General features: G+C 50.1%; 21 protein-coding genes, 1 pseudogene and 1 other annotated feature (1 of these 23 cut by a window edge). Of the genes and pseudogenes, 6 read left to right on the top strand and 16 right to left on the bottom strand.

Annotation, left to right across the window (positions count from 1 at the left end):
• The first annotated feature begins 13 nt into the window (after window positions 1-13).
• The 3 genes from oppC to oppF are packed head-to-tail and all read left to right on the top strand — an operon-like array spanning window position 14 to window position 2,948.
• A complete protein-coding gene (oppC, locus tag ACK8NJ_RS13230) occupies window positions 14-922 on the top strand; it encodes an oligopeptide ABC transporter permease OppC (protein ID WP_000979659.1) in 909 nt (302 codons plus the stop codon).
• A gap of 11 nt (window positions 923-933) precedes the next feature.
• Entirely contained in the window at window positions 934-1,947 is a 1,014-nt protein-coding gene (oppD, locus tag ACK8NJ_RS13225; RefSeq protein WP_000110945.1) for a murein tripeptide/oligopeptide ABC transporter ATP-binding protein OppD, read from the top strand.
• The gene (gene oppF / locus ACK8NJ_RS13220; RefSeq protein WP_000994905.1) at window positions 1,944-2,948 is read left to right on the top strand and encodes a murein tripeptide/oligopeptide ABC transporter ATP-binding protein OppF; all 1,005 of its coding nucleotides are present in this window, start codon (window positions 1,944-1,946) and stop codon (window positions 2,946-2,948) included. The genes oppD and oppF overlap by 4 nt, the downstream gene beginning before the upstream one ends.
• A 52-nt stretch (window positions 2,949-3,000) precedes the next feature.
• Here oppF and ACK8NJ_RS13215 read toward each other — a convergent pair whose 3' ends face one another.
• Both ACK8NJ_RS13215 and cls read right to left on the bottom strand, forming a co-directional pair.
• On the bottom strand, window positions 3,001-3,330 hold the full coding sequence (locus tag ACK8NJ_RS13215) for an HI1450 family dsDNA-mimic protein (protein WP_000366959.1): 330 nt from the start codon (window positions 3,328-3,330) through the stop codon (window positions 3,001-3,003).
• Window positions 3,331-3,364: 34 nt separating this feature from the next.
• The gene (gene cls / locus ACK8NJ_RS13210) at window positions 3,365-4,825 is read right to left on the bottom strand and encodes a cardiolipin synthase (RefSeq protein ID WP_000214516.1); all 1,461 of its coding nucleotides are present in this window, start codon (window positions 4,823-4,825) and stop codon (window positions 3,365-3,367) included.
• A gap of 142 nt (window positions 4,826-4,967) precedes the next feature.
• On the opposite strand from cls, the gene ACK8NJ_RS13205 reads away from it, so the two are divergent.
• Window positions 4,968-5,141: a YciY family protein gene (locus ACK8NJ_RS13205; protein WP_001309467.1), complete on the top strand. Its 174-nt coding sequence runs from the start codon at window positions 4,968-4,970 to the stop codon at window positions 5,139-5,141.
• Window positions 5,142-5,195: 54 nt separating this feature from the next.
• On the opposite strand, the gene kch is transcribed toward ACK8NJ_RS13205, so the two are convergent.
• A complete protein-coding gene (gene kch / locus ACK8NJ_RS13200) occupies window positions 5,196-6,449 on the bottom strand; it encodes a voltage-gated potassium channel protein (RefSeq protein WP_001306570.1) in 1,254 nt (417 codons plus the stop codon).
• A 283-nt stretch (window positions 6,450-6,732) separates the two neighbouring features.
• Complete coding sequence (locus tag ACK8NJ_RS13195; protein ID WP_000967595.1) at window positions 6,733-7,029, bottom strand: YciI family protein; 297 nt, start codon at window positions 7,027-7,029, stop codon at window positions 6,733-6,735.
• Between the two features lie 223 nt (window positions 7,030-7,252).
• Between ACK8NJ_RS13195 and tonB the strand changes: the two genes are divergently transcribed.
• The gene (gene tonB / locus ACK8NJ_RS13190) at window positions 7,253-7,972 is read left to right on the top strand and encodes a TonB system transport protein TonB (RefSeq protein WP_000171276.1); all 720 of its coding nucleotides are present in this window, start codon (window positions 7,253-7,255) and stop codon (window positions 7,970-7,972) included.
• Between the two features lie 39 nt (window positions 7,973-8,011).
• On the opposite strand, the gene yciA is transcribed toward tonB, so the two are convergent.
• From yciA to ACK8NJ_RS13170, 4 genes and pseudogenes are all read right to left on the bottom strand, one after another.
• The gene (yciA, locus tag ACK8NJ_RS13185) at window positions 8,012-8,410 is read right to left on the bottom strand and encodes an acyl-CoA thioester hydrolase YciA (protein WP_000108160.1); all 399 of its coding nucleotides are present in this window, start codon (window positions 8,408-8,410) and stop codon (window positions 8,012-8,014) included.
• A gap of 104 nt (window positions 8,411-8,514) precedes the next feature.
• Window positions 8,515-9,054: a septation protein A gene (locus tag ACK8NJ_RS13180; RefSeq protein WP_000808667.1), complete on the bottom strand. Its 540-nt coding sequence runs from the start codon at window positions 9,052-9,054 to the stop codon at window positions 8,515-8,517.
• A 29-nt stretch (window positions 9,055-9,083) separates the two neighbouring features.
• Window positions 9,084-9,827: a YciC family protein gene (locus tag ACK8NJ_RS13175; protein ID WP_000028541.1), complete on the bottom strand. Its 744-nt coding sequence runs from the start codon at window positions 9,825-9,827 to the stop codon at window positions 9,084-9,086.
• Window positions 9,828-9,854: 27 nt separating this feature from the next.
• A pseudogene (locus ACK8NJ_RS13170) lies at window positions 9,855-9,944 on the bottom strand (YkgJ family cysteine cluster protein); the annotation flags it as partial.
• Window positions 9,945-10,183: 239 nt separating this feature from the next.
• Between ACK8NJ_RS13170 and ompW the strand changes: the two are divergent.
• A complete protein-coding gene (gene ompW, locus ACK8NJ_RS13165; RefSeq protein WP_000737245.1) occupies window positions 10,184-10,822 on the top strand; it encodes an outer membrane protein OmpW in 639 nt (212 codons plus the stop codon).
• Window positions 10,823-10,881: 59 nt separating this feature from the next.
• Here ompW and ACK8NJ_RS13160 read toward each other — a convergent pair whose 3' ends face one another.
• The 8 genes from ACK8NJ_RS13160 to trpE all read right to left on the bottom strand — a co-directional run bounded on the left by ACK8NJ_RS13160 (window position 10,882) and on the right by trpE (window position 19,110).
• On the bottom strand, window positions 10,882-11,388 hold the full coding sequence (locus ACK8NJ_RS13160; RefSeq protein WP_097485065.1) for a ferritin-like domain-containing protein: 507 nt from the start codon (window positions 11,386-11,388) through the stop codon (window positions 10,882-10,884).
• Between the two features lie 45 nt (window positions 11,389-11,433).
• Window positions 11,434-11,934: a ferritin-like domain-containing protein gene (locus ACK8NJ_RS13155; RefSeq protein WP_083575820.1), complete on the bottom strand. Its 501-nt coding sequence runs from the start codon at window positions 11,932-11,934 to the stop codon at window positions 11,434-11,436.
• Window positions 11,935-12,019: 85 nt separating this feature from the next.
• Entirely contained in the window at window positions 12,020-12,199 is a 180-nt protein-coding gene (locus tag ACK8NJ_RS13150; protein WP_089646683.1) for a general stress protein, read from the bottom strand.
• A 380-nt stretch (window positions 12,200-12,579) separates the two neighbouring features.
• Window positions 12,580-13,386, bottom strand: a complete 807-nt coding sequence (gene trpA, locus ACK8NJ_RS13145; RefSeq protein WP_001559009.1) for a tryptophan synthase subunit alpha — start codon at window positions 13,384-13,386, stop codon at window positions 12,580-12,582.
• Entirely contained in the window at window positions 13,386-14,579 is a 1,194-nt protein-coding gene (gene trpB, locus ACK8NJ_RS13140; protein WP_000209512.1) for a tryptophan synthase subunit beta, read from the bottom strand. The genes trpA and trpB overlap by 1 nt, the downstream gene beginning before the upstream one ends.
• 11 nt (window positions 14,580-14,590) lie before the next feature.
• Window positions 14,591-15,952 (bottom strand): bifunctional indole-3-glycerol-phosphate synthase TrpC/phosphoribosylanthranilate isomerase TrpF, encoded by a 1,362-nt coding sequence (trpCF, locus tag ACK8NJ_RS13135; RefSeq protein ID WP_073268445.1) that lies wholly within the window; start codon window positions 15,950-15,952, stop codon window positions 14,591-14,593.
• The gene (gene trpD, locus ACK8NJ_RS13130; protein ID WP_000763524.1) at window positions 15,953-17,548 is read right to left on the bottom strand and encodes a bifunctional anthranilate synthase glutamate amidotransferase component TrpG/anthranilate phosphoribosyltransferase TrpD; all 1,596 of its coding nucleotides are present in this window, start codon (window positions 17,546-17,548) and stop codon (window positions 15,953-15,955) included.
• Window positions 17,548-19,110: an anthranilate synthase component I gene (gene trpE / locus ACK8NJ_RS13125; RefSeq protein ID WP_411961690.1), complete on the bottom strand. Its 1,563-nt coding sequence runs from the start codon at window positions 19,108-19,110 to the stop codon at window positions 17,548-17,550. The genes trpD and trpE overlap by 1 nt, the downstream gene beginning before the upstream one ends.
• Window positions 19,111-19,131: 21 nt before the next feature.
• Window positions 19,132-19,168: a sequence feature (Trp leader region), on the bottom strand (it continues 57 nt past the right edge of the window).

Genomic DNA, 19,168 nt, shown 5'->3' with positions numbered 1-19,168 from the left:
ACTGGAGCTCGCGATGATGTTAAGTAAGAAAAACAGCGAGACGCTGGAAAATTTCAGTGAAAAGCTGGAGGTCGAAGGGCGCAGCTTGTGGCAGGACGCACGTCGACGTTTTATGCATAACCGTGCGGCGGTTGCCAGTCTGATAGTGCTGGTGCTGATCGCGTTATTTGTCATCCTGGCACCGATGCTTTCGCAGTTTGCCTATGACGATACTGACTGGGCGATGATGTCCAGCGCCCCGGATATGGAGTCCGGTCACTACTTTGGTACTGACTCATCCGGTCGCGATCTGCTTGTGCGCGTTGCGATTGGCGGGCGTATCTCACTCATGGTCGGTGTTGCTGCGGCACTGGTGGCAGTGGTCGTGGGGACACTTTACGGTTCGCTTTCCGGTTATCTGGGCGGTAAAGTGGATTCGGTAATGATGCGTCTGCTGGAAATCCTCAACTCCTTCCCATTCATGTTCTTCGTCATTTTGCTGGTGACCTTTTTCGGTCAAAACATCCTGCTGATTTTCGTGGCGATTGGCATGGTTTCCTGGCTGGATATGGCTCGTATTGTGCGTGGGCAAACCCTGAGTCTGAAGCGTAAAGAGTTTATTGAGGCGGCACAAGTTGGCGGTGTATCGACGCCGGGCATTGTTATTCGCCACATTGTACCGAACGTACTCGGTGTGGTGGTGGTCTACGCATCGCTACTGGTGCCCAGCATGATCCTCTTTGAATCTTTCCTTAGCTTCCTGGGGTTGGGGACGCAAGAGCCGTTAAGCAGCTGGGGTGCATTGCTGAGTGATGGCGCGAACTCGATGGAAGTCTCTCCATGGTTACTGTTGTTCCCAGCGGGATTCCTCGTGGTGACGCTGTTTTGTTTCAACTTTATCGGCGATGGCTTGCGTGATGCCCTCGACCCGAAAGATCGTTAAGGAGTGCAGCCATGAGCGTAATTGAAACTGCAACTGTGCCGCTCGCACAACAACAGGCTGACGCACTGCTGAACGTGAAAGATTTGCGTGTCACCTTTAGTACCCCGGACGGCGACGTCACGGCGGTCAATGATTTGAATTTTTCCCTACGTGCCGGAGAAACGCTGGGCATTGTAGGTGAGTCTGGTTCGGGTAAATCGCAAACTGCATTTGCGTTGATGGGCCTGTTGGCTGCCAACGGACGTATTGGCGGATCGGCAACCTTCAATGGGCGTGAAATCCTCAATTTGCCAGAGCATGAACTCAATAAACTGCGCGCTGAACAAATCTCAATGATTTTTCAGGACCCAATGACTTCGTTGAATCCCTATATGCGCGTCGGTGAGCAGTTGATGGAAGTGCTGATGCTGCATAAGAACATGAGCAAAGCTGAGGCGTTTGAAGAGTCGGTGCGGATGCTCGATGCGGTAAAAATGCCGGAAGCACGTAAACGCATGAAAATGTACCCGCATGAATTTTCTGGTGGCATGCGTCAGCGAGTCATGATTGCGATGGCATTGCTATGTCGACCTAAGCTGCTGATTGCGGATGAACCCACTACTGCGCTGGACGTCACCGTACAGGCGCAGATCATGACGCTATTGAATGAGCTAAAGCGGGAATTTAATACTGCCATCATTATGATCACCCACGATCTTGGCGTGGTGGCGGGGATCTGCGACAAAGTGCTGGTAATGTACGCCGGGCGCACGATGGAATATGGCAATGCGCGCGATGTCTTTTATCAACCCGTTCATCCTTATTCTATCGGTTTGCTCAACGCGGTGCCGCGTCTCGATGCGGAAGGTGAAACAATGTTGACCATCCCTGGTAATCCGCCAAACCTGCTGCGATTACCGAAAGGTTGCCCGTTCCAGCCACGTTGTCCGCATGCGATGGAAATTTGTAGTAGCGCACCGCCGCTGGAAGAGTTTACGCCTGGCCGTCTGCGTGCTTGCTTTAAACCGGTGGAGGAACTGTTATGAATGCTGTAACCGAAGGAAGAAAAGTCCTCCTCGAAATCGCCGATCTGAAAGTGCACTTTGAAATCAAAGATGGCAAACAGTGGTTCTGGCAACCGCCGAAAACGCTCAAAGCCGTCGATGGTGTCACTCTTCGCCTGTATGAAGGGGAAACATTAGGTGTGGTAGGGGAATCGGGATGCGGTAAGTCCACCTTTGCTCGCGCCATCATTGGTTTGGTCAAGGCGACCGACGGTCATGTTGCCTGGTTAGGTAAAGAGTTGCTGGGCATGAAGCCCGATGAATGGCGTGCCGTTCGCAGTGATATTCAGATGATTTTCCAGGATCCATTGGCATCGCTAAACCCACGTATGACCATCGGCGAGATCATCGCTGAACCACTGCGTACCTATCATCCGAAAATGTCACGCCAGGAAGTTCGCGAGCGCGTGAAGGCGATGATGCTGAAAGTCGGGTTATTGCCTAACCTGATTAACCGCTATCCGCATGAGTTTTCCGGTGGGCAGTGCCAGCGTATCGGGATTGCTCGTGCACTTATTCTTGAACCGAAGCTGATTATCTGTGATGAGCCGGTGTCGGCGCTGGACGTGTCAATTCAGGCGCAGGTGGTCAACCTGCTCCAGCAGCTGCAACGCGAGATGGGATTGTCATTAATTTTTATCGCTCACGACCTGGCCGTGGTAAAACACATTTCCGATCGTGTGTTAGTGATGTATCTCGGCCATGCGGTAGAACTGGGGACCTATGATGAGGTCTATCACAATCCGCTACATCCTTACACCAGGGCATTGATGTCGGCAGTCCCCATACCTGATCCGGATCTGGAGAAGAACAAAACCATCCAGTTACTGGAAGGGGAATTACCGTCGCCGATCAACCCGCCTTCCGGTTGTGTTTTCCGTACCCGTTGCCCGATTGCCGGTCCGGAGTGTGCCAAAACACGTCCTGTGCTGGAGGGGAGTTTCAGACACGCCGTTTCTTGCCTGAAAGTCGATCCGCTTTAAACACAATAAGGGCTGACAGTTGTCAGCCCTTTTTCACGCCGAAAATGATTATTTATTCCCGCCAGATGATATGGCAAAGTTTGTGATCTTTTTCGCGGCATAACAGAATGCGGGCGAAAACATCGTTGATTTCACCATCTTCACTGTCCGCCAGACCAATCACCACTTCGGCAAAAAAGTCCGGGTTCAAATCGAAATCAACATGTTCCTGCCAGTCTTCCGCCGGATCGAATAACTCCGCGCCGCCGCGCTCTTCAAACTGAAGATTGAACAGCAGAACATCAGCTGGATCGAGATTGTCGGCAGCCAGTTCGAGAAAAATATCGTAGGCCTGCTCAAGCGTTTCATCTTCAGTCAGGCGATTGTTTAGATCCATATCCATAGTCACTACCTGTTTAACCTCTGTTGGCGACGTTTTACAGCAACGGGCTGAAGAAGTAAAACAGTCGCTCGGCGACACGTTGCCATAATGGGCGTTTTAGCCATAAACGGGCATCGAGCAGACGAGAACGCGAAATATAATCGTCCTGAACGGCGGCGAGGTCAGCACCAAACCCTTTATCGTCGATTGCCAGGGTAATCTCGAAATTCAGCCACAGACTACGCATATCAAGGTTAACGGTACCAACCAGACTTAATTCGCCATCGACCAGCACGCTCTTGGTATGCAATAACCCGCCTTCAAACTGATAAATTTTAACCCCAGCAGCCAGCAGTTCCGTAAAGAACGCGCGACTGGCCCAGCCAACCAGCATTGAATCATTTTTTCGCGGAAGGATAATACTGACATCCACCCCGCGCTGCGCCGCCGTGCAAATCGCATGAAGTAAATCATCGCTGGGCACAAAGTAGGGCGTCGTCATGATCAAATATTCACGTGCCGAATAAGCCGCAGTCAGTAATGCCTGGTGAATGAGATCTTCCGGAAAGCCGGGGCCAGAAGCAATTGTGTGAATGGTGTGACCGCTGGCCTGCTCAAACGGCATAATATTGACATCTGGTGGTGGCGGCAGAATACGTTTCCCGGTTTCAATCTCCCAGTCGCAGGAATAAATAATCCCCATCGCGGTAGCGATGGGACCTTCCATACGCGCCATCAGATCAATCCATTGCCCTACACCCGCATCCTGTTTGAAGTAGCGAGGGTCGACCATATTCATGCTGCCGGTGTACGCGATGTAATTATCGATCATGATCATCTTGCGATGTTGGCGCAGGTCCATACGGCGTAAAAACACACGCATCAGATTGACCTTTAAGGCTTCGACCACTTCAATACCGGCATTACGCATTAGCTCGGGCCAGGGGCTGCGGAAAAAAGCCACACTCCCGGCGGAGTCGAGCATCAATCGGCAGTGAATGCCGCGTCGCGCAGCGGCCATTAATGATTCAGCCACCTGGTCCGCCATGCCGCCGGGCTGCCAGATATAAAACACCATCTCAATATTATGGCGCGCGAGCTGGATGTCGCGGATTAACGCCTGCATCACATCATCTGACTCGGTCATCAGTTGTAGCTGATTCCCTTTGACCCCTGCGATCCCCTGACGACGCTCGCAAAGCTTGAATAATGGCGCAGCGACACTGCTATTTTCTTCGGCGAAGATATGCTTACAGGCTTTAAGGTCGTTAAGCCATTTTGCGGTGGAAGGCCACATCGCTCTGGCGCGCTCAGCGCGGCGTTTGCCTAAATGGAGCTCGCCAACGGCAAGATAGGCAATAATTCCGACTAACGGCAGAATGTAAATAATCAACAGCCAGGCCATCGCGGAGGGAACTGCGCGTCGTTTCATTAGAATGCGTAAAGTTACGCCTGCAATGAGCAACCAGTATCCCAGAATGGCCAACCAACTCACCAACGTATAAACGGTTGTCATAGATTAGAAATCCTTTTGAAAGCGCATTGTTATGAGTTTACGCATATGGATTCATCTGGCAAATAAAAACGCGGGAAAAGCACTGGTCAGCGTCGGGGGCGGGGGTATAATGACCATTCTGTTATTGCATAGAGTAGTTAACATGAAGCGGAGTAGAACGGAAGTGGGGCGCTGGCGCATGCAGCGTCAGGCTAGCCGACGTAAATCGCGTTGGCTTGAGGGGCAGTCGCGCCGAAATATGCGTATCCACAGCATCAGGAAGTGCATTCTAAACAAACAGCGTAACTCGTTATTGTTTGCGATCTACAATATCTAAATGTTCTGGGCACCATTGCGGTGCCCATTAAGTTTACTCTTCCATCTTTAAACTCTATTTTTGCGCCGATTCTTTATTGTCAGCTTTCGTTTCTTGTTCATCGTTATCGCTGAAAATGCCATGACCGGAGTTCAACAACATTGAAACGAGCATATCATTATTAATCTCTTCACCATTTAAAACTCGCGCCAGAATTTCGCTGCCAAACAGTTGCGGCGAGAGAATGATATCCGGATGTACCATCTTAATCTTATTCAGGTTTTTGCTATCACTGACGGCGAGAACTGTTTTGACATCACTGCTCATATCTTTTGCCGAGAGTACAACAAACGCGTTATCTGCATCGTTATCACTCAGCGCCAGAATGGCCCGGCAACGATCGATTCCCGCTTTCTTTAATACTGAACTGTCATTACTGTCACCGGGGATAACATCAGCGTTATCGCCTAAGCGTTGCTCAAGTTGCTTGATATCATCTTCAGGCAAGTTGCTGATAACCGTTACGTTTTGTCCGCGTTGATTCAGTTGCAGGATTGTATTGATGGCGAGAATCGAATGTCCGCAAACAATAAAATGATCTTTACGATGCATTGTATGATTGTTTCCTTTTACAAGTTTGTTGAATCCCCCGCGGATAAGCGGACCAAAAATTGAGGTCATGGAGGTGGCAAAAACGGTAATGCCGGAAATAATGACCGAAATAGTGAACAATCGTGCTGATTCAGAAACAGGGACAATATCGCCATAGCCGACGGTTGACATGGTTTCTATCGAAAAATAGAACGCGGTCATCAAACTTTCTATTCGCGGATTAAAACCTTCGCTTAAATAAAGCGCACCGTAGGTGGAGTAAAACAGTAACGTCGTGAAACTAATAAATGCGAAAATTGTCCCGGCTGCGGCGCTACTGTGGGAGAAGTCTTTGCGCAGTATCAGCAAAAACACCAGCGTAAAAATGCAAAATCCAATACTAAATTTCAGCCAGGGATAAAAATGCAGGGTGTAAATTAGCGCTATCAACAACAAAATGATACTGATTGCCCATGCGAGCTTTGCCCGGAACAGTAAGCCAATGGAGTTCAGGACAAGAAAGACGCCGAGCATAAAGAGTGGGGCGTTTGCCAGCAAGGAGAGATCCAACTCTGAAAATGCTTTGATATGGAAAATATCAAGCAAATTGACCGACATACCATAGATTGTTTTAAAAATAAGCAATCCATTTAAAAAGACGGCCAGCGCGAGAATGTCGTGCCGTAGGGTCACCCATAAATTAGTTGCTGTTTGTTTGAATGTAGCCCAGTGACTCACTGATACCTCTGTAACCACAATTTTGTTTAATTATCTTAGCGTGCACATTTTCTGAACATACATGCAGCGCGTGAATGTGTTAAACAATAGTAGATGACTTTATCCGCAGTAATCAAAGGTTTTGAGTGAGCAACTCTGCGTCAGGAAAGAGCATTTTTCCTGAATATGCTCACATCATATAAAGAAATACAGATAAAGTTATTATCTGCTTGTGGTGGTAAATGCAATGACTGACCTAAGAACACGGTTGCAAAAACCGTGCCCTTAAATATTGAATCTCTATTCAGAACACTTTCTTAAATGGTTTCACTGAAACGTGTTCATAGACTCCTGCCGCTACGTACGGGTCAGCATCGGCCCAGGCCTGAGCTGCTTCCAGCGATTCAAATTCAGCAATAACGGTTGAGCCAGTAAATCCCGCAGCCCCTGGATCGTTACTGTCTACTGCTGGCATTGGACCGGCGGTCAACAAACGACCTTCATCATGCAGTAACTGTAAACGTGCTAAATGTGCCGGACGAACGGAAAGGCGTTTTTCGAGGCTATCAGCTTTGTCTTGAGCGTAAATAACATACAACACGGGCACAACTCCTTGTTCGGGAAAGTTGTAAAGTACGTTATTTGAAAGGGCGAAGATCTGCAACGGAAAGATGATGTCTTTGTTAAGACCATTTAAAAAGTAAGGTCAATTACGCCAAAAATGACATTTTCACTGATCCTGATCGTCTTGCCTTATTGAATATGATTGCTATTTGCATTTAAAATCGAGGCCTGGTTTTTCTACTGAAATGATTATGACTTCAATGACCCTTGATTTACCTCGCCGCTTCCCCTGGCCGACGTTACTTTCGGTCTGCATTCATGGTGCTGTTGTGGCGGGTCTGCTCTATACCTCGGTACATCAGGTTATTGAACTACCTGCGCCTGCGCAGCCAATTTCTGTCACGATGGTTGCGCCTGCGGATCTCGAACCGCCACAAGCCGTTCAGCCGCCACCGGAGCCGGTGGTAGAACCAGAACCGGAACCTGAGCCGATCCCCGAACCGCCAAAAGAAGCACCGGTGGTCATTGAAAAGCCGAAGCCGAAACCTAAGCCAAAACCGAAGCCGGTGAAAAAGGTACAGGAGCAGCCAAAACGCGATGTCAAACCCGTAGAGTCGCGTCCGGCATCACCGTTTGAAAATACGGCACCGGCACGCCCGACATCAAGTACAGCAACGGCTGCAACCAGCAAGCCGGTTACCAGTGTGGCTTCAGGACCACGCGCATTAAGCCGTAATCAGCCGCAGTATCCGGCACGAGCACAGGCATTGCGCATTGAAGGGCAGGTTAAAGTTAAATTTGACGTCACGCCGGATGGTCGCGTGGATAACGTACAAATCCTCTCAGCCAAGCCTGCGAACATGTTTGAGCGTGAGGTGAAAAATGCGATGCGCAGATGGCGTTATGAGCCGGGTAAGCCAGGCAGTGGGATTGTGGTGAATATCCTGTTTAAAATTAACGGCACCACCGAAATTCAGTAAGCATAAAGTCAAAAGCCTCCGACCGGAGGCTTTTGATTATTACTCAACAGGTAAGGCGCGAGGTTTTCCTTCAGGATCAACCGCGACATACTTAAATAATGCTTCTGTCGCTTTATAGCGTTGCCCGATGGGTTCAGACGCGACTTTTTTCACCCACACTTCAATATTAATGCTGACCGATGTCGTCCCTTTCTGGACACAGCGTGCATAGCAGCACACCACATCGCCGACCGCAACCGGCCGTAAGAAAGTCATTCCTTCAACCCGCACGGTCACTACGCGACCGTGGGCAATTTCTTTCGCCAGAATAGCGCCGCCAATATCCATTTGTGACATTAACCAACCACCAAAGATGTCACCATTGGCATTGGTATCGGCGGGCATGGCTAAAGTACGTAAAACAAGATCGCCCTGAGGGACGTTATGTGTTGTAGACATGGTAAAACCGACTTAAAAGGAAAATCACAGGCGCGATGCTACTATGATTTTCCTGAGGAGAACAGAGGAGATACAGCGCCAGCCCCGAAGGACTGGCAGTCTGGTTAGGATTTATCTTCCTGCGGCATGTGGCGGTAGATATAGATACCGCTTAACAATGTGAAGATTAAGGTAAGAGCGGTCAGGCCAAACACTTTAAAGTTGACCCAAATATTTTGCGGCAGCCAGAATGCGATGTAGATGTTTGCCAGACCGCAAAGGATAAAGAAAACAGCCCAGGCCAGATTCAGCTTCGACCATACCGGTTGCGGCAGCGTGAGTTCTTTACCCAGCATCCGCTGAATTAGCGGCTTTTTCATCACCCATTGGCTGACTAACAGGGCACCTGCAAACAGGGCATAAATGACAGTAACCTTCCATTTTATAAACTCATCATTGTGGAAGAACAGGGTCAAGCCACCGAAGACGACCACCAGAACAAAAGTGATCAGGGCCATCTTCTCAACCTTACGAAAGCGAACCCAGCTATAGATAAGCACAATCGCCGTGGCGACGATCAGCGCCGCAGTAGCCGCATAGATGTCATAAATCTTGTAAAACGCGAAAAAGACAACCAGCGGTAAAAAATCAAGAAACTGCTTCATTTTACGATTCCGTAATCAAATGCTTAAGGTTATTGGCGAATCAACATATACAGGCGGAACAGATAGATGAGCAGTACGGCTGAAATCAGGTTGCTCAAGGTGTTCGCCAGTACGGCACCAATTTCCGGGGTTAATGCGGCAAAAGAAGAGGCAAAAAGCAGCAACAGTGTTTTTGCCAGCAACCAGCTCAGTACTGCGGGTGCCACCAGACGCATATTCGCCCATGTCAGCCGCATACTGCTACGCATCGAGGCAAAAATGCCCATTTTGTCCTGTACCAACATCACCGGTGCCAGAGCCAGTAAAATGGCCATGATAATTCCCGGAACGACCACCAGCATGATGCCAATCTGTACTAAAAGGGTAGTCAGAAAAATCAGAATAAATAACTTTGGCAATATCGGCGCACTGGCACCAATAGCTCGCAGCGCACTGACTCTCTGACCCGCAGACACCAGCTGGATAATTAATATTACGCCTCCGGCGAGAATGGCGTTACCGATTAATCCTGAAAAAGTGGACGCCGCTGAAGCCTGTAGCAAAATTTGTTGCTGTTCCGGTGACATATTCTGAACCAGGTCGAACAACCCACTACTGCCGCTAACGGGCACGCCGTCATTGAGCTGCGCAAGCTGTGCATCACTTGGTGAGAAAACATGCCCTAACACCACTGTGATAAACGCACATAGCAACGATACCAACAGAATGGTCATAAATTGATTACGGAAGAAATTTCCGGTGTCACGGTATACGGACTGCGCCGTGATAGACATGCACTCTCCTTGAGTTTTATGCAGGTGTTAATTAGCGGGCAATTGTACCCTGGTTAAGCCTCGGGTGGCAGCATCAGGTCTTGTATGGAAAAGCATATCTTTGTAAAGCGGAGGTAATTGCTGGCCTTCAGACGTGGGCAAATCGCGGCAAGTGGCGATCGAGTTAACATTTGCGTAGCGAAAATATTTAAAAATTGATTTAAATCACATTAACCAGGATTCTCAATGCAACTTCTAAATTAATCCAGATCAATAAATGGTGAATTATCATATGTAATGTGATCTATGTAGGATCATTTGTTACTCCAATGTAGGTATATTCGTCACGTTTTTATAACCATAACGACGGAGCGGATATGAAAAAGTTAACAGTGGCGGCTTTGGCAGTAACAACTCTTCTCTCTGGCAGTGCCTATGCGCATGAAGCAGGCGAATTTTTTATGCGTGCAGGGTCTGCAACCGTACGTCCAACAGAAGGTGCTGGTGGTACGTTAGGAAGTCTGGGTGGATTCAGCGTGACCAATAACACGCAACTGGGCCTGACGTTTACTTATATGGCGACCGATAACATTGGTGTGGAATTGCTGGCAGCGACGCCGTTCCGCCATAAAATCGGCACCCGGGCGACCGGCGATATTGCAACCGTTCATCATCTGCCGCCAACACTGATGGCGCAGTGGTATTTTGGTGATGCCAGCAGCAAATTCCGTCCTTACGTTGGGGCAGGTATTAACTACACCACCTTCTTTGATAATGGATTTAACGATCATGGCAAAGAGGCGGGGCTTTCCGATCTCAGTCTGAAAGATTCCTGGGGAGCTGCCGGGCAGGTGGGGGTTGATTATCTGATTAACCGTGACTGGTTGGTTAACATGTCAGTGTGGTACATGGATATCGATACCACCGCCAATTATAAGCTGGGCGGTGCACAGCAACACGATAGCGTACGCCTCGATCCGTGGGTGTTTATGTTCTCAGCAGGATATCGTTTTTAATTCCGCACAAAAACGACCCCGTAATATACGGGGTCAATAAGGACATGGCATAAAGGGTATTATTTCTTCGCTTCTACGCCATCAGTTTCAGAGCGAATTAAAAATTTCTCAGTTGTTTGCGGAATATGCTGAATCAGCCAGTCGGCCATTTGCTTTTCCTCATTTAAAATCGCTTCGATGGTTGGAATTGAAGCTGTATCACCGGCATTTTTTGCTGCTGCTAATAGTGAGGTGTAACAGGCGATTTCAAATTGCTCGAAGACATATCCGCTAATAGAGCCTTTGACTATTTCATCAGAAGGGAATATACCACCGATTGACTGCCCAAGCGCAGCCATTTTACTCATCGAATCTTTAATGACTGAACGTGAAATGTCATTACGATCAAGAATAGTTTCCAGTTGAACAATCTGGTTTTTGGTTTCACTAAGATGTTGTTCAATACGAGCGCGTAGTTCAGGATAATTATCTATACGACTAGCCATGGATTCAAGCATAGATTCGGCTTGCTTTTCCATTGCGTGGGCGTCACGTAACCAGTCATGATAATGTTCAATATGATTCATGAAAATGTCCTCTTTATAAAATGACTAAAAGTTAAAGTTCATATTTCAGGCTTTATTTTCGGCTTTCTTATTTACGTTATTAAGTGCCAGATCAGTCAATTTGATGTCGGTGGCCTTTTCTTCTTCCAGGGTTTCTTTCAGAAGCTTCTCTGCTTTACGATAACCTAATTGTTCAGCCAGCGTTGCTAAGGTCCCGTAACTGGCGATCTCATAGTGCTCGACCTTCTGTGCAGCGGCAATCAGTGCGGCATCACGCACTTCGTTTTTCTCGGTGCTTTCGATGACCTCATTAGCTTCATCAATGAGACCTTCCATTGCCACACATTTCATGCGCTTAATTTTCAGGTTCGATTCGGACTCCACAACTTGATCAATACGTTCAATCTGTCCATGAGTTTCCTCGAGGTGCGCATGAAAAGCCTGACTTAATTTTTCGTTTGATGTTGCTCTTGCGAGTTTTGCCAGTGCCCGGGTTAATTGTTTTTCTGCGCTGTAGGTATCTGAAAGCAGGTGAATAAATACATCTTCAATGGTCTTCATATTCATATTTTTCTCCAGTGAAATCACTGCGAGCCATACGGCCCGCAGATGCAATTATCTTTATCAGCTGATATTAATAATTAACGGTGAATCAGGATTTGCCTGATTTATTACCACCGCTTTGTTGACCGCCTTTTTTACCCGCTTCAGATGCGCGTTGCGGATCATTTTTAAAATTACCGCCGCTATGCTGACCGCCTTTACGGCCAGCGTCGGATGCCTTTTCACGGTCTTCGGTGAAATTTCCTGAACCACCACGATGTTCGGCCATGTTATTTCTCCCGTTGCGTTGCATTGTTTCATTAATATGAGTGTTGTGTGTCGACACTCATTAAAATTAGTCGCTAATGAAAATTAGTCAAATTAAGCGCAACGAGAAGAAAGAGGGGGAATATATTTTGAGGAACATTCTGGATATATTAACAATTGTCTGAGGAATAAGTGACTTAGAGAAAATTATTGATTTCACTGGTGTTATATTGCGGGATTAATTTGTTTGATTATATTACTGTTGGGCGGAAAAATGACGTAAGTTGACGTTCGACAGGGGTAAGCTAAACGGTAAAAAGATAAATAATAAATGAATTTAGGATTTTTCCAGCTTCGTTAAAGAAAGTTAAAATGCCGCCAGCGGAACTGGCGGCTGTGGGATTAACTGCGCGTCGCCGCTTTCATCGGTTGTACAAAAGCTTTTAGTGCCGCCAGCATTTTCTCTGGCTCATTAATATGTTGCTCGATGATTTTAACGATGGCCGAACCAGAAATCGCGCCCGCAGCTCCTGCATCAATCGCTGCTTTTACCTGATCCGGGGCGGAAATACCAAAGCCCTGCAATGGAGGCGCAGCATTGTATTCTTTCAGCTTCGTGACCAGATGATTGAGGGGTAACGCGGCGCGGTTTTCTGCGCCGGTCACGCCCGCACGTGACAATAAATAGGTGTATCCACGACCGTAGGAGGCTATCTGGCGCAGCAAATCATCGTCGGCATTCGGCGGGCAAATAAAGATAGGTGCGACATTATGACGCAACGCGGCCTGGCGGAAGGGCGCGGACTCTTCAACTGGCACATCGGCAACCAGCACCGAATCGACGCCGACTTTCTCGCACTCGGCGTAAAACTCATCAATGCCTTTGTTAAACACCAGGTTGGCATACATCAGCAGGCCGATGGGAATGGTCGGGTGCTTCTGGCGAATCAGTGCCAGCATCTCAAAGCACTGCGCCGGGGTTACTCCCGCCGCAAAAGCACGCAGTGTGGCGTTTTGAATCGTCGGGCCATCTGCCAGCGGGTCGGAGAAGGGGATGCCTAACTCCAGCGCGTCAGCACCGGCTTCAATTAGCGCATCGATAATTTTCAGCGACTGCTCAATGCCCGGATCACCGAGCGTGACGAAAGGAACGAATGCGCCTTCTTTGCGCTCCTTCAACTGGGCAAACAGAGATTCGTAGCGTTCCATCAGATTTCCCCTCGTGCTTTCAAAATATCGTGAACGGTGAAGATGTCTTTATCGCCGCGACCGGAAAGGTTAACCACCAGTAGCTGCTCTTTTTCCGGGTTTTCGTGCATCATTTTCAGCGCATGGGCCAGGGCGTGGGAGGACTCCAGCGCCGGGATAATCCCTTCGTGCAGGCACAGCGTTTTGAAGGCTTCCAGTGCTTCATCATCGGTAATTGACACGTAATCAGCGCGTCCAGTGCTGTTAAGATACGCGTGTTGTGGGCCGACAGACGGGAAATCCAGTCCGGCGGAGATGGAGTAAGATTCTTCAATCTGTCCGTCTTCGGTTTGCATCATCGGCGCTTTCATACCGAAATAGATGCCCACGCGACCGTGTTTTAACGGTGCGCCGTGCTCGCCAGTTTCGATACCGTGACCGCCTGGTTCGACACCAATCAGGCCGACGTCGGTTTCGTTGATAAAATCAGCAAACATGCCGATGGCATTCGAACCGCCGCCAACACAGGCGATAACCGCATCCGGCAGGCGACCTTCTCTTTCCAGAATCTGCGCTTTCGTTTCTTCGCCAATCATTCGCTGAAACTCACGCACAATGGTCGGGTAAGGATGCGGGCCAGCCGCGGTGCCCAGCATATAGTGCGCGGTTTCATAACTGCCGGACCAGTCGCGTAGCGCCTCATTACAGGCATCTTTCAGCGTCGCGGAACCGCTATGCACCGGGATCACTTCCGCACCCATTAAGCGCATACGAAAAACGTTAGGCGACTGGCGCTCGACGTCTTTGGCACCCATATAAATGCGACATTTCAGGCCGAGCAGGGCGCTGGCAAGGGCCGACGCCACGCCATGCTGACCGGCTCCGGTTTCGGCGATGATTTCCGTTTTACCCATCCGCTTCGCCAGCAAAGCCTGGCCGAGCACCTGGTTGGTTTTATGCGCGCCGCCGTGCAGCAAATCTTCGCGCTTGAGATACAGCGTGGTGTTAGTGCCAGCCGTAATGTTCTGGCATTTGGTGAGTGCGGTTGGACGCCCGGCATAGTTTTTCAGCAGGTCGTTGAACTGAGCCTGAAATTCAGGATCTTTTTGCGCGCTGACAAAAGCTTCTTCCAGCTGGCGCAGAGCAGGCATCAGGATTTGTGGCACGTACATGCCGCCAAACTCACCAAAATACGGGTTAAGTAATGTTGTCATTGTTCCTTTCCTTAATATGCGCGCAGCGTCTGGAAAACCGAGGCCAAAAGACGTGCGTCTTTGATGCCCGGTTGCGACTCTACAGCAGAATTAAAATCAAGTCCGGCGCAGCCGGTTTGTGCCGCTTCCACGCAGTTATCTGCGCCTAAGCCCCCCGCCAGCAGAACGTTGCCAAGCGATTGACCGTTTAACAGTGACCAGTCGAAACGTTGACCGCTTCCACCCTGGCCGTTGTCTAAAACATATTTATCAACGTGCTGAAGCTCGCGGGCGGGCAGGGTTTCACCGACGCTTAATGCTTTCCAGATGGCAACGTGTGCTGGCAGAGCTTCACGCAGCGTATCGATATACAGCTGATCTTCATTACCATGCAGTTGCACTGCCGCCAGCGATAACACCTTAGCTTTGTCCACCACATCGGCAATATCGTGATTGCGGAACACGCCAACATACTGCAACGGTGCCGCAGCCATCACTTCCTGCGCCTGTTCAACGTTGACGCAACGCGGTGATGTCGCAACAAAAATCAACCCACCGTAAATCGCGCCCGCGTCATAAGCTGCTTTAGCATCTTGCCCACGCGTCAGGCCACATACTTTATTCTCACCCAGCAACACCCGGCGCACGGCGGCGTTCAAATCGTCATGGGCCATCAACGCCGAACCAATCAGAAAACCGTTAGCGAAGTGGCTTAACTCGCGCACCTGAGCGTAAGTATTGATGCCGGATTCGCTGATTACCGTCACGTTGTGCCCCAGTTTCGGCGCAAGCTCGCGGGTACGGTTGAGATCAATCGACAAATCACGCAGATCGCGGTTGTTGATGCCAACGACCTTTGCCCCCAATGCAATGGCACGCTCCAGTTCCTCTTCATTACTGACTTCGGTCAGCACACCCATCTCCAGACTGTGGGCGACGGCAGCAAGCTGGCGATATTGTTCGTCATCCAGTACTGAAAGCATTAATAAGCAGGCATCGGCCTGGTAATAGCGCGCCAGATAGATCTGGTAAGGATCGATAATGAAGTCTTTACATAAAATCGGCTGCGGGGCGATTTGGCTGACGATGGGGAGGAAATCAAAGCTCCCCTGAAAATATTTCTCATCAGTCAGCACCGAAATTGCCGAAGCGTAATGTTTATAAATGGCGGCAATGCGTGCCGGATCAAAATCATCGCGGATCACGCCTTTTGACGGTGATGCTTTTTTACACTCCAGAATAAACGCCGTGCGTGCACCCTGTAGCGCATCATAAAAATGTCGCGTGCTCGGCTGAACCTCATTCTGAAAACTGGCCAGCGGTTGCTGCTGTTTGCGGGCTTCTACCCAAATCGCCTTGTCTGCGACGATTTTCGCTAAAACGGTTTGCATCATTTACCCTCGTGCCGCCAGTGCGGTGACTCTGTCGTAAGCAGAACCACTGCGCAGTACCTCAAGAACGGTTTGCGCATTGGCTTGCAGATCTTCATGGCCATGCAGGCGCATTAACATGGCGACGTTCGCCGCGACGGCTGCTTCATGGGCGGCGTCGCCTTTACCTTGTAACAAACGTGTTAAAATGTCACGGTTTTCTTCCGGTGTTCCGCCTGCCAGTTGCTCCTGGTGGTAGGGTGTCAGGCCAAAATCTTCAGCGGTCAATTGATAGCTCTTAATTTCGCCGTCATGCAGTTCGGCAACGATTGTCGGCGCGTGTAATGAAACTTCATCCATCCCGCCGCTGTGCACCACTGCCGCGCGTTGATACCCCAGCACGCGCAAGGTTTCGGCAATCGGTAGCACCAGTTCCGGACTATAAACACCAATTAACGCCAGCGGAGGATGCGCCGGGTTAATCAGTGGCCCCAGCACGTTGAACAGGGTGCGGGTTTTCAGTTGCTGGCGAACCGGCATCGCGTGGCGAAATCCGGTGTGATATTTCGGCGCAAAGAGGAAACAGACGCCTAACTCATCCAGCGCCTGGCGCGATTTATCGGCGTTCATATCAAGATTAATACCGAATGCCGCCAGCAGATCCGACGAACCGGATTTACTGGAGACACTACGGTTGCCGTGTTTCGCCACTTTCAGCCCACAGGCCGCGGCGACAAACGCACTGGCGGTAGAAATATTGATGCTGTTACTGCCGTCACCGCCAGTACCGACGATATCAGCAAACAGATAATCCGGGCGCGGGAACGGCGCGGCGTTTTCCAGTAGCGCGGTTGCTGCTCCGGCGATCTCGTTCGGGTGCTCGCCGCGAATTTTCATGCTCACCAGCGCCGCCGCCAGTTGTTCCGGTTTCAGTTCGCCACGTACCACCGCTGAAAACAGCTGGTGGCTTTCTTGTTGGCTAAGCGTCTGCGCCTGATACAGTTTTTCCAGAATCGGTTGCAGCGTGTTAGTCGGTTCCAGTTTCTGCTGCGCCCAGGCCAATGTTTGTTCCAGCAGGCGAGCGCCCTGGGTAGTAAGAATGGATTCCGGATGGAACTGGAATCCACAAACGCGATCTGCATCGTGACGCACCGCCATCACCATGCCATTAAAATGGGCGTTGATGGTTAAACCGGCCGGAATGTTACTGCCAACCAGCGAGTGATAACGCGCCACTGGCAGCGGGTTTGTTAATCCGGCAAACATCGCCTGACCGTCATGTTCAATGCTGGAGGCTTTACCGTGAAGAATTTCGCCCGCCTGACCGACATACCCCCCATAAGCTTCGACAATCGCTTGATGACCGAGGCAAATGCCAATAATTGGCAGCTTGCCACGCAAGCGGGTGAGGAGTTCCGGCATACAACCGGCTTCGCTTGGCACACCGGGGCCAGGAGAAAGCATCAGCACCGGATTGCTCATTGTCGCCAGGCGTTCAATTAAGGTCTGCGCCGGAATATGGTTGCGGTAAATCACCACGTTATGACCATTGCTGCGCAACTGATCTGCCAGGTTGTAAGTAAAAGAGTCGATATTATCGAGCAGCAGAATGTCAGCCATCAGAACGTCTCCTGTGCATGATGCGCGGTGGCAATAGCGCGCAGTACAGCGCGGGCTTTATTACGTGTTTCGTCGGCTTCCGACTGCGGAACAGAATCAAGTACCACGCCAGCACCGGCTTGCACGGTGGCGATACCGTTTTCCACCAGCGCCGAGCGGATCACTATGCAGGTGTCGAGATCGCCATGCGCGGTGAAATAACCTACCGCGCCGCCGTAGCTGCCGCGGCGACGACCTTCCGCCCCGGCAATTAACTGCATGGCGCGCACTTTCGGCGCGCCGCTTAACGTGCCCATATTCATACAGGCGCGGTAAGCGTGCAGGGCGTCGAGATCGTGGCGCAGCTCACCGACCACGCGGGAGACGAGATGCATCACATAAGAATAACGGTCAACTTTGGTGAGATCGGCGACATAGCGACTGCCGGGGGTGCAAATACGCGCCAGGTCATTACGGGCGAGATCCACCAGCATCAGATGTTCAGAAAGCTCTTTATGATCGGTACGCATTTCCAGTTCGATGCGGCTGTCGAGGTCTCTGTCCAGCGAACCATCGGCACGACGACCGCGTGGACGTGTTCCGGCAATGGGGTAGATCTCAATCTGGCGGCTGGTGGCGTCATACTTGAGCGAGCTCTCCGGCGACGCGCCAAACAGGGTGAAATCATTATCCTGCATAAAAAACATGTACGGGCTGGGATTACTCTTTTTCAGCACGTAATAGGCCGCCAGCGGTGACGGGCAGGGTAGTGAGAAACGGCGAGATGGCACCACCTGGAAAATCTCTCCGGCGCGAATCGCTTTTTGCAACAAACGCACTACGCTACCGAACTCTTCATCGCTCTGGTTACATTCACAATGCATATGCGGCACGGAAACCACCGGCAGCGGTGGCGCGGTTTCGGTCAGCTGCTGGCGAAGATCGTTCAGGCGAGCAGTGAGACGTTGTTTTTCTTCTTCATTCGGAGCAAAAAGACTGGCCTGAATGCGGGTGCTTTTTTTCTGATGGTCAATCACCATCAGCGTTTCAGCGAGATAAAAACAGAAATCAGGACAGTTATTTTCCGCTGCCAGTTGTGGTAAATCTTCAAATCCCGCCACAAGGTCATAAGAGAACAGGCCGCCAAAGAACATGGCTTCTCGTTCTTCCTTCGGTACATTCAACAGATCCTGCAATAAACGGAAAGCGTCAAAAACCGAAAGGGAGCATAAGCGGGCGTCTTCATCCAGCAGTGGACTGACAGGGGGGAAGCGCAGCACACGGCAGTTTGGTGATTGTTCACTTTCCACACCCGCAGGCAGGGCGTTATCCAGTAGTGCCAGCAGGGCTTCGCCATTGCCGGAAAGTGCCTGAATTGTGACCGTGTCACCTAATGCTGTAATGCGCAGCGCACTGTCTATCAGCAGCAGGCTTTTTAAATCATCTTTGCTGTCGATATCTGCGGATTCCAGCAGCAGCGTTGCTGGACGATGCCCACACAACTGGTGAAAAAGCGCAGTCGGGTTGTCGCGATAAGCGCCTTCGCAGGTTAGCAGTTCGAGAGTCGGTTTTTGTGTTTGCATTGTTATTCTCTAATTTTGTTCAAAAAAAAGCCCGCTCATCAGGCGGGCTGGGTATCTG

It is taken from the genome of Escherichia sp. F1 (assembly GCF_046764225.1).
Taxonomy (GTDB): Bacteria; Pseudomonadota; Gammaproteobacteria; order Enterobacterales; family Enterobacteriaceae; genus Escherichia; species Escherichia coli.
The sequence above is the reverse complement of the archived record's forward strand: the minus strand, read 5'-3'. Positions and strand labels throughout refer to the sequence as shown.

Coding starts and splice junctions, on each gene's coding strand:
- trpCF (WP_073268445.1), bottom strand. CDS start 15,952: ATGATGCAAACCGTTTTAGCGAAAATCGTCGCAGACAAGGCGATTTGG.
- trpD (WP_000763524.1), bottom strand. CDS start 17,548: ATGGCTGACATTCTGCTGCTCGATAATATCGACTCTTTTACTTACAAC.
- yciA (WP_000108160.1), bottom strand. CDS start 8,410: ATGTCTACAACACATAACGTCCCTCAGGGCGATCTTGTTTTACGTACT.
- ACK8NJ_RS13160 (WP_097485065.1), bottom strand. CDS start 11,388: ATGAATCATATTGAACATTATCATGACTGGTTACGTGACGCCCACGCA.
- trpB (WP_000209512.1), bottom strand. CDS start 14,579: ATGACAACATTACTTAACCCGTATTTTGGTGAGTTTGGCGGCATGTAC.
- ompW (WP_000737245.1), top strand. CDS start 10,184: ATGAAAAAGTTAACAGTGGCGGCTTTGGCAGTAACAACTCTTCTCTCT.
- ACK8NJ_RS13150 (WP_089646683.1), bottom strand. CDS start 12,199: ATGGCCGAACATCGTGGTGGTTCAGGAAATTTCACCGAAGACCGTGAA.
- ACK8NJ_RS13180 (WP_000808667.1), bottom strand. CDS start 9,054: ATGAAGCAGTTTCTTGATTTTTTACCGCTGGTTGTCTTTTTCGCGTTT.
- oppD (WP_000110945.1), top strand. CDS start 934: ATGAGCGTAATTGAAACTGCAACTGTGCCGCTCGCACAACAACAGGCT.
- oppC (WP_000979659.1), top strand. CDS start 14: ATGATGTTAAGTAAGAAAAACAGCGAGACGCTGGAAAATTTCAGTGAA.
- tonB (WP_000171276.1), top strand. CDS start 7,253: ATGACCCTTGATTTACCTCGCCGCTTCCCCTGGCCGACGTTACTTTCG.
- trpA (WP_001559009.1), bottom strand. CDS start 13,386: ATGGAACGCTACGAATCTCTGTTTGCCCAGTTGAAGGAGCGCAAAGAA.
- ACK8NJ_RS13215 (WP_000366959.1), bottom strand. CDS start 3,330: ATGGATATGGATCTAAACAATCGCCTGACTGAAGATGAAACGCTTGAG.
- oppF (WP_000994905.1), top strand. CDS start 1,944: ATGAATGCTGTAACCGAAGGAAGAAAAGTCCTCCTCGAAATCGCCGAT.
- ACK8NJ_RS13205 (WP_001309467.1), top strand. CDS start 4,968: ATGAAGCGGAGTAGAACGGAAGTGGGGCGCTGGCGCATGCAGCGTCAG.
- cls (WP_000214516.1), bottom strand. CDS start 4,825: ATGACAACCGTTTATACGTTGGTGAGTTGGTTGGCCATTCTGGGATAC.
- ACK8NJ_RS13155 (WP_083575820.1), bottom strand. CDS start 11,934: ATGAATATGAAGACCATTGAAGATGTATTTATTCACCTGCTTTCAGAT.
- ACK8NJ_RS13175 (WP_000028541.1), bottom strand. CDS start 9,827: ATGTCTATCACGGCGCAGTCCGTATACCGTGACACCGGAAATTTCTTC.
- trpE (WP_411961690.1), bottom strand. CDS start 19,110: ATGCAAACACAAAAACCGACTCTCGAACTGCTAACCTGCGAAGGCGCT.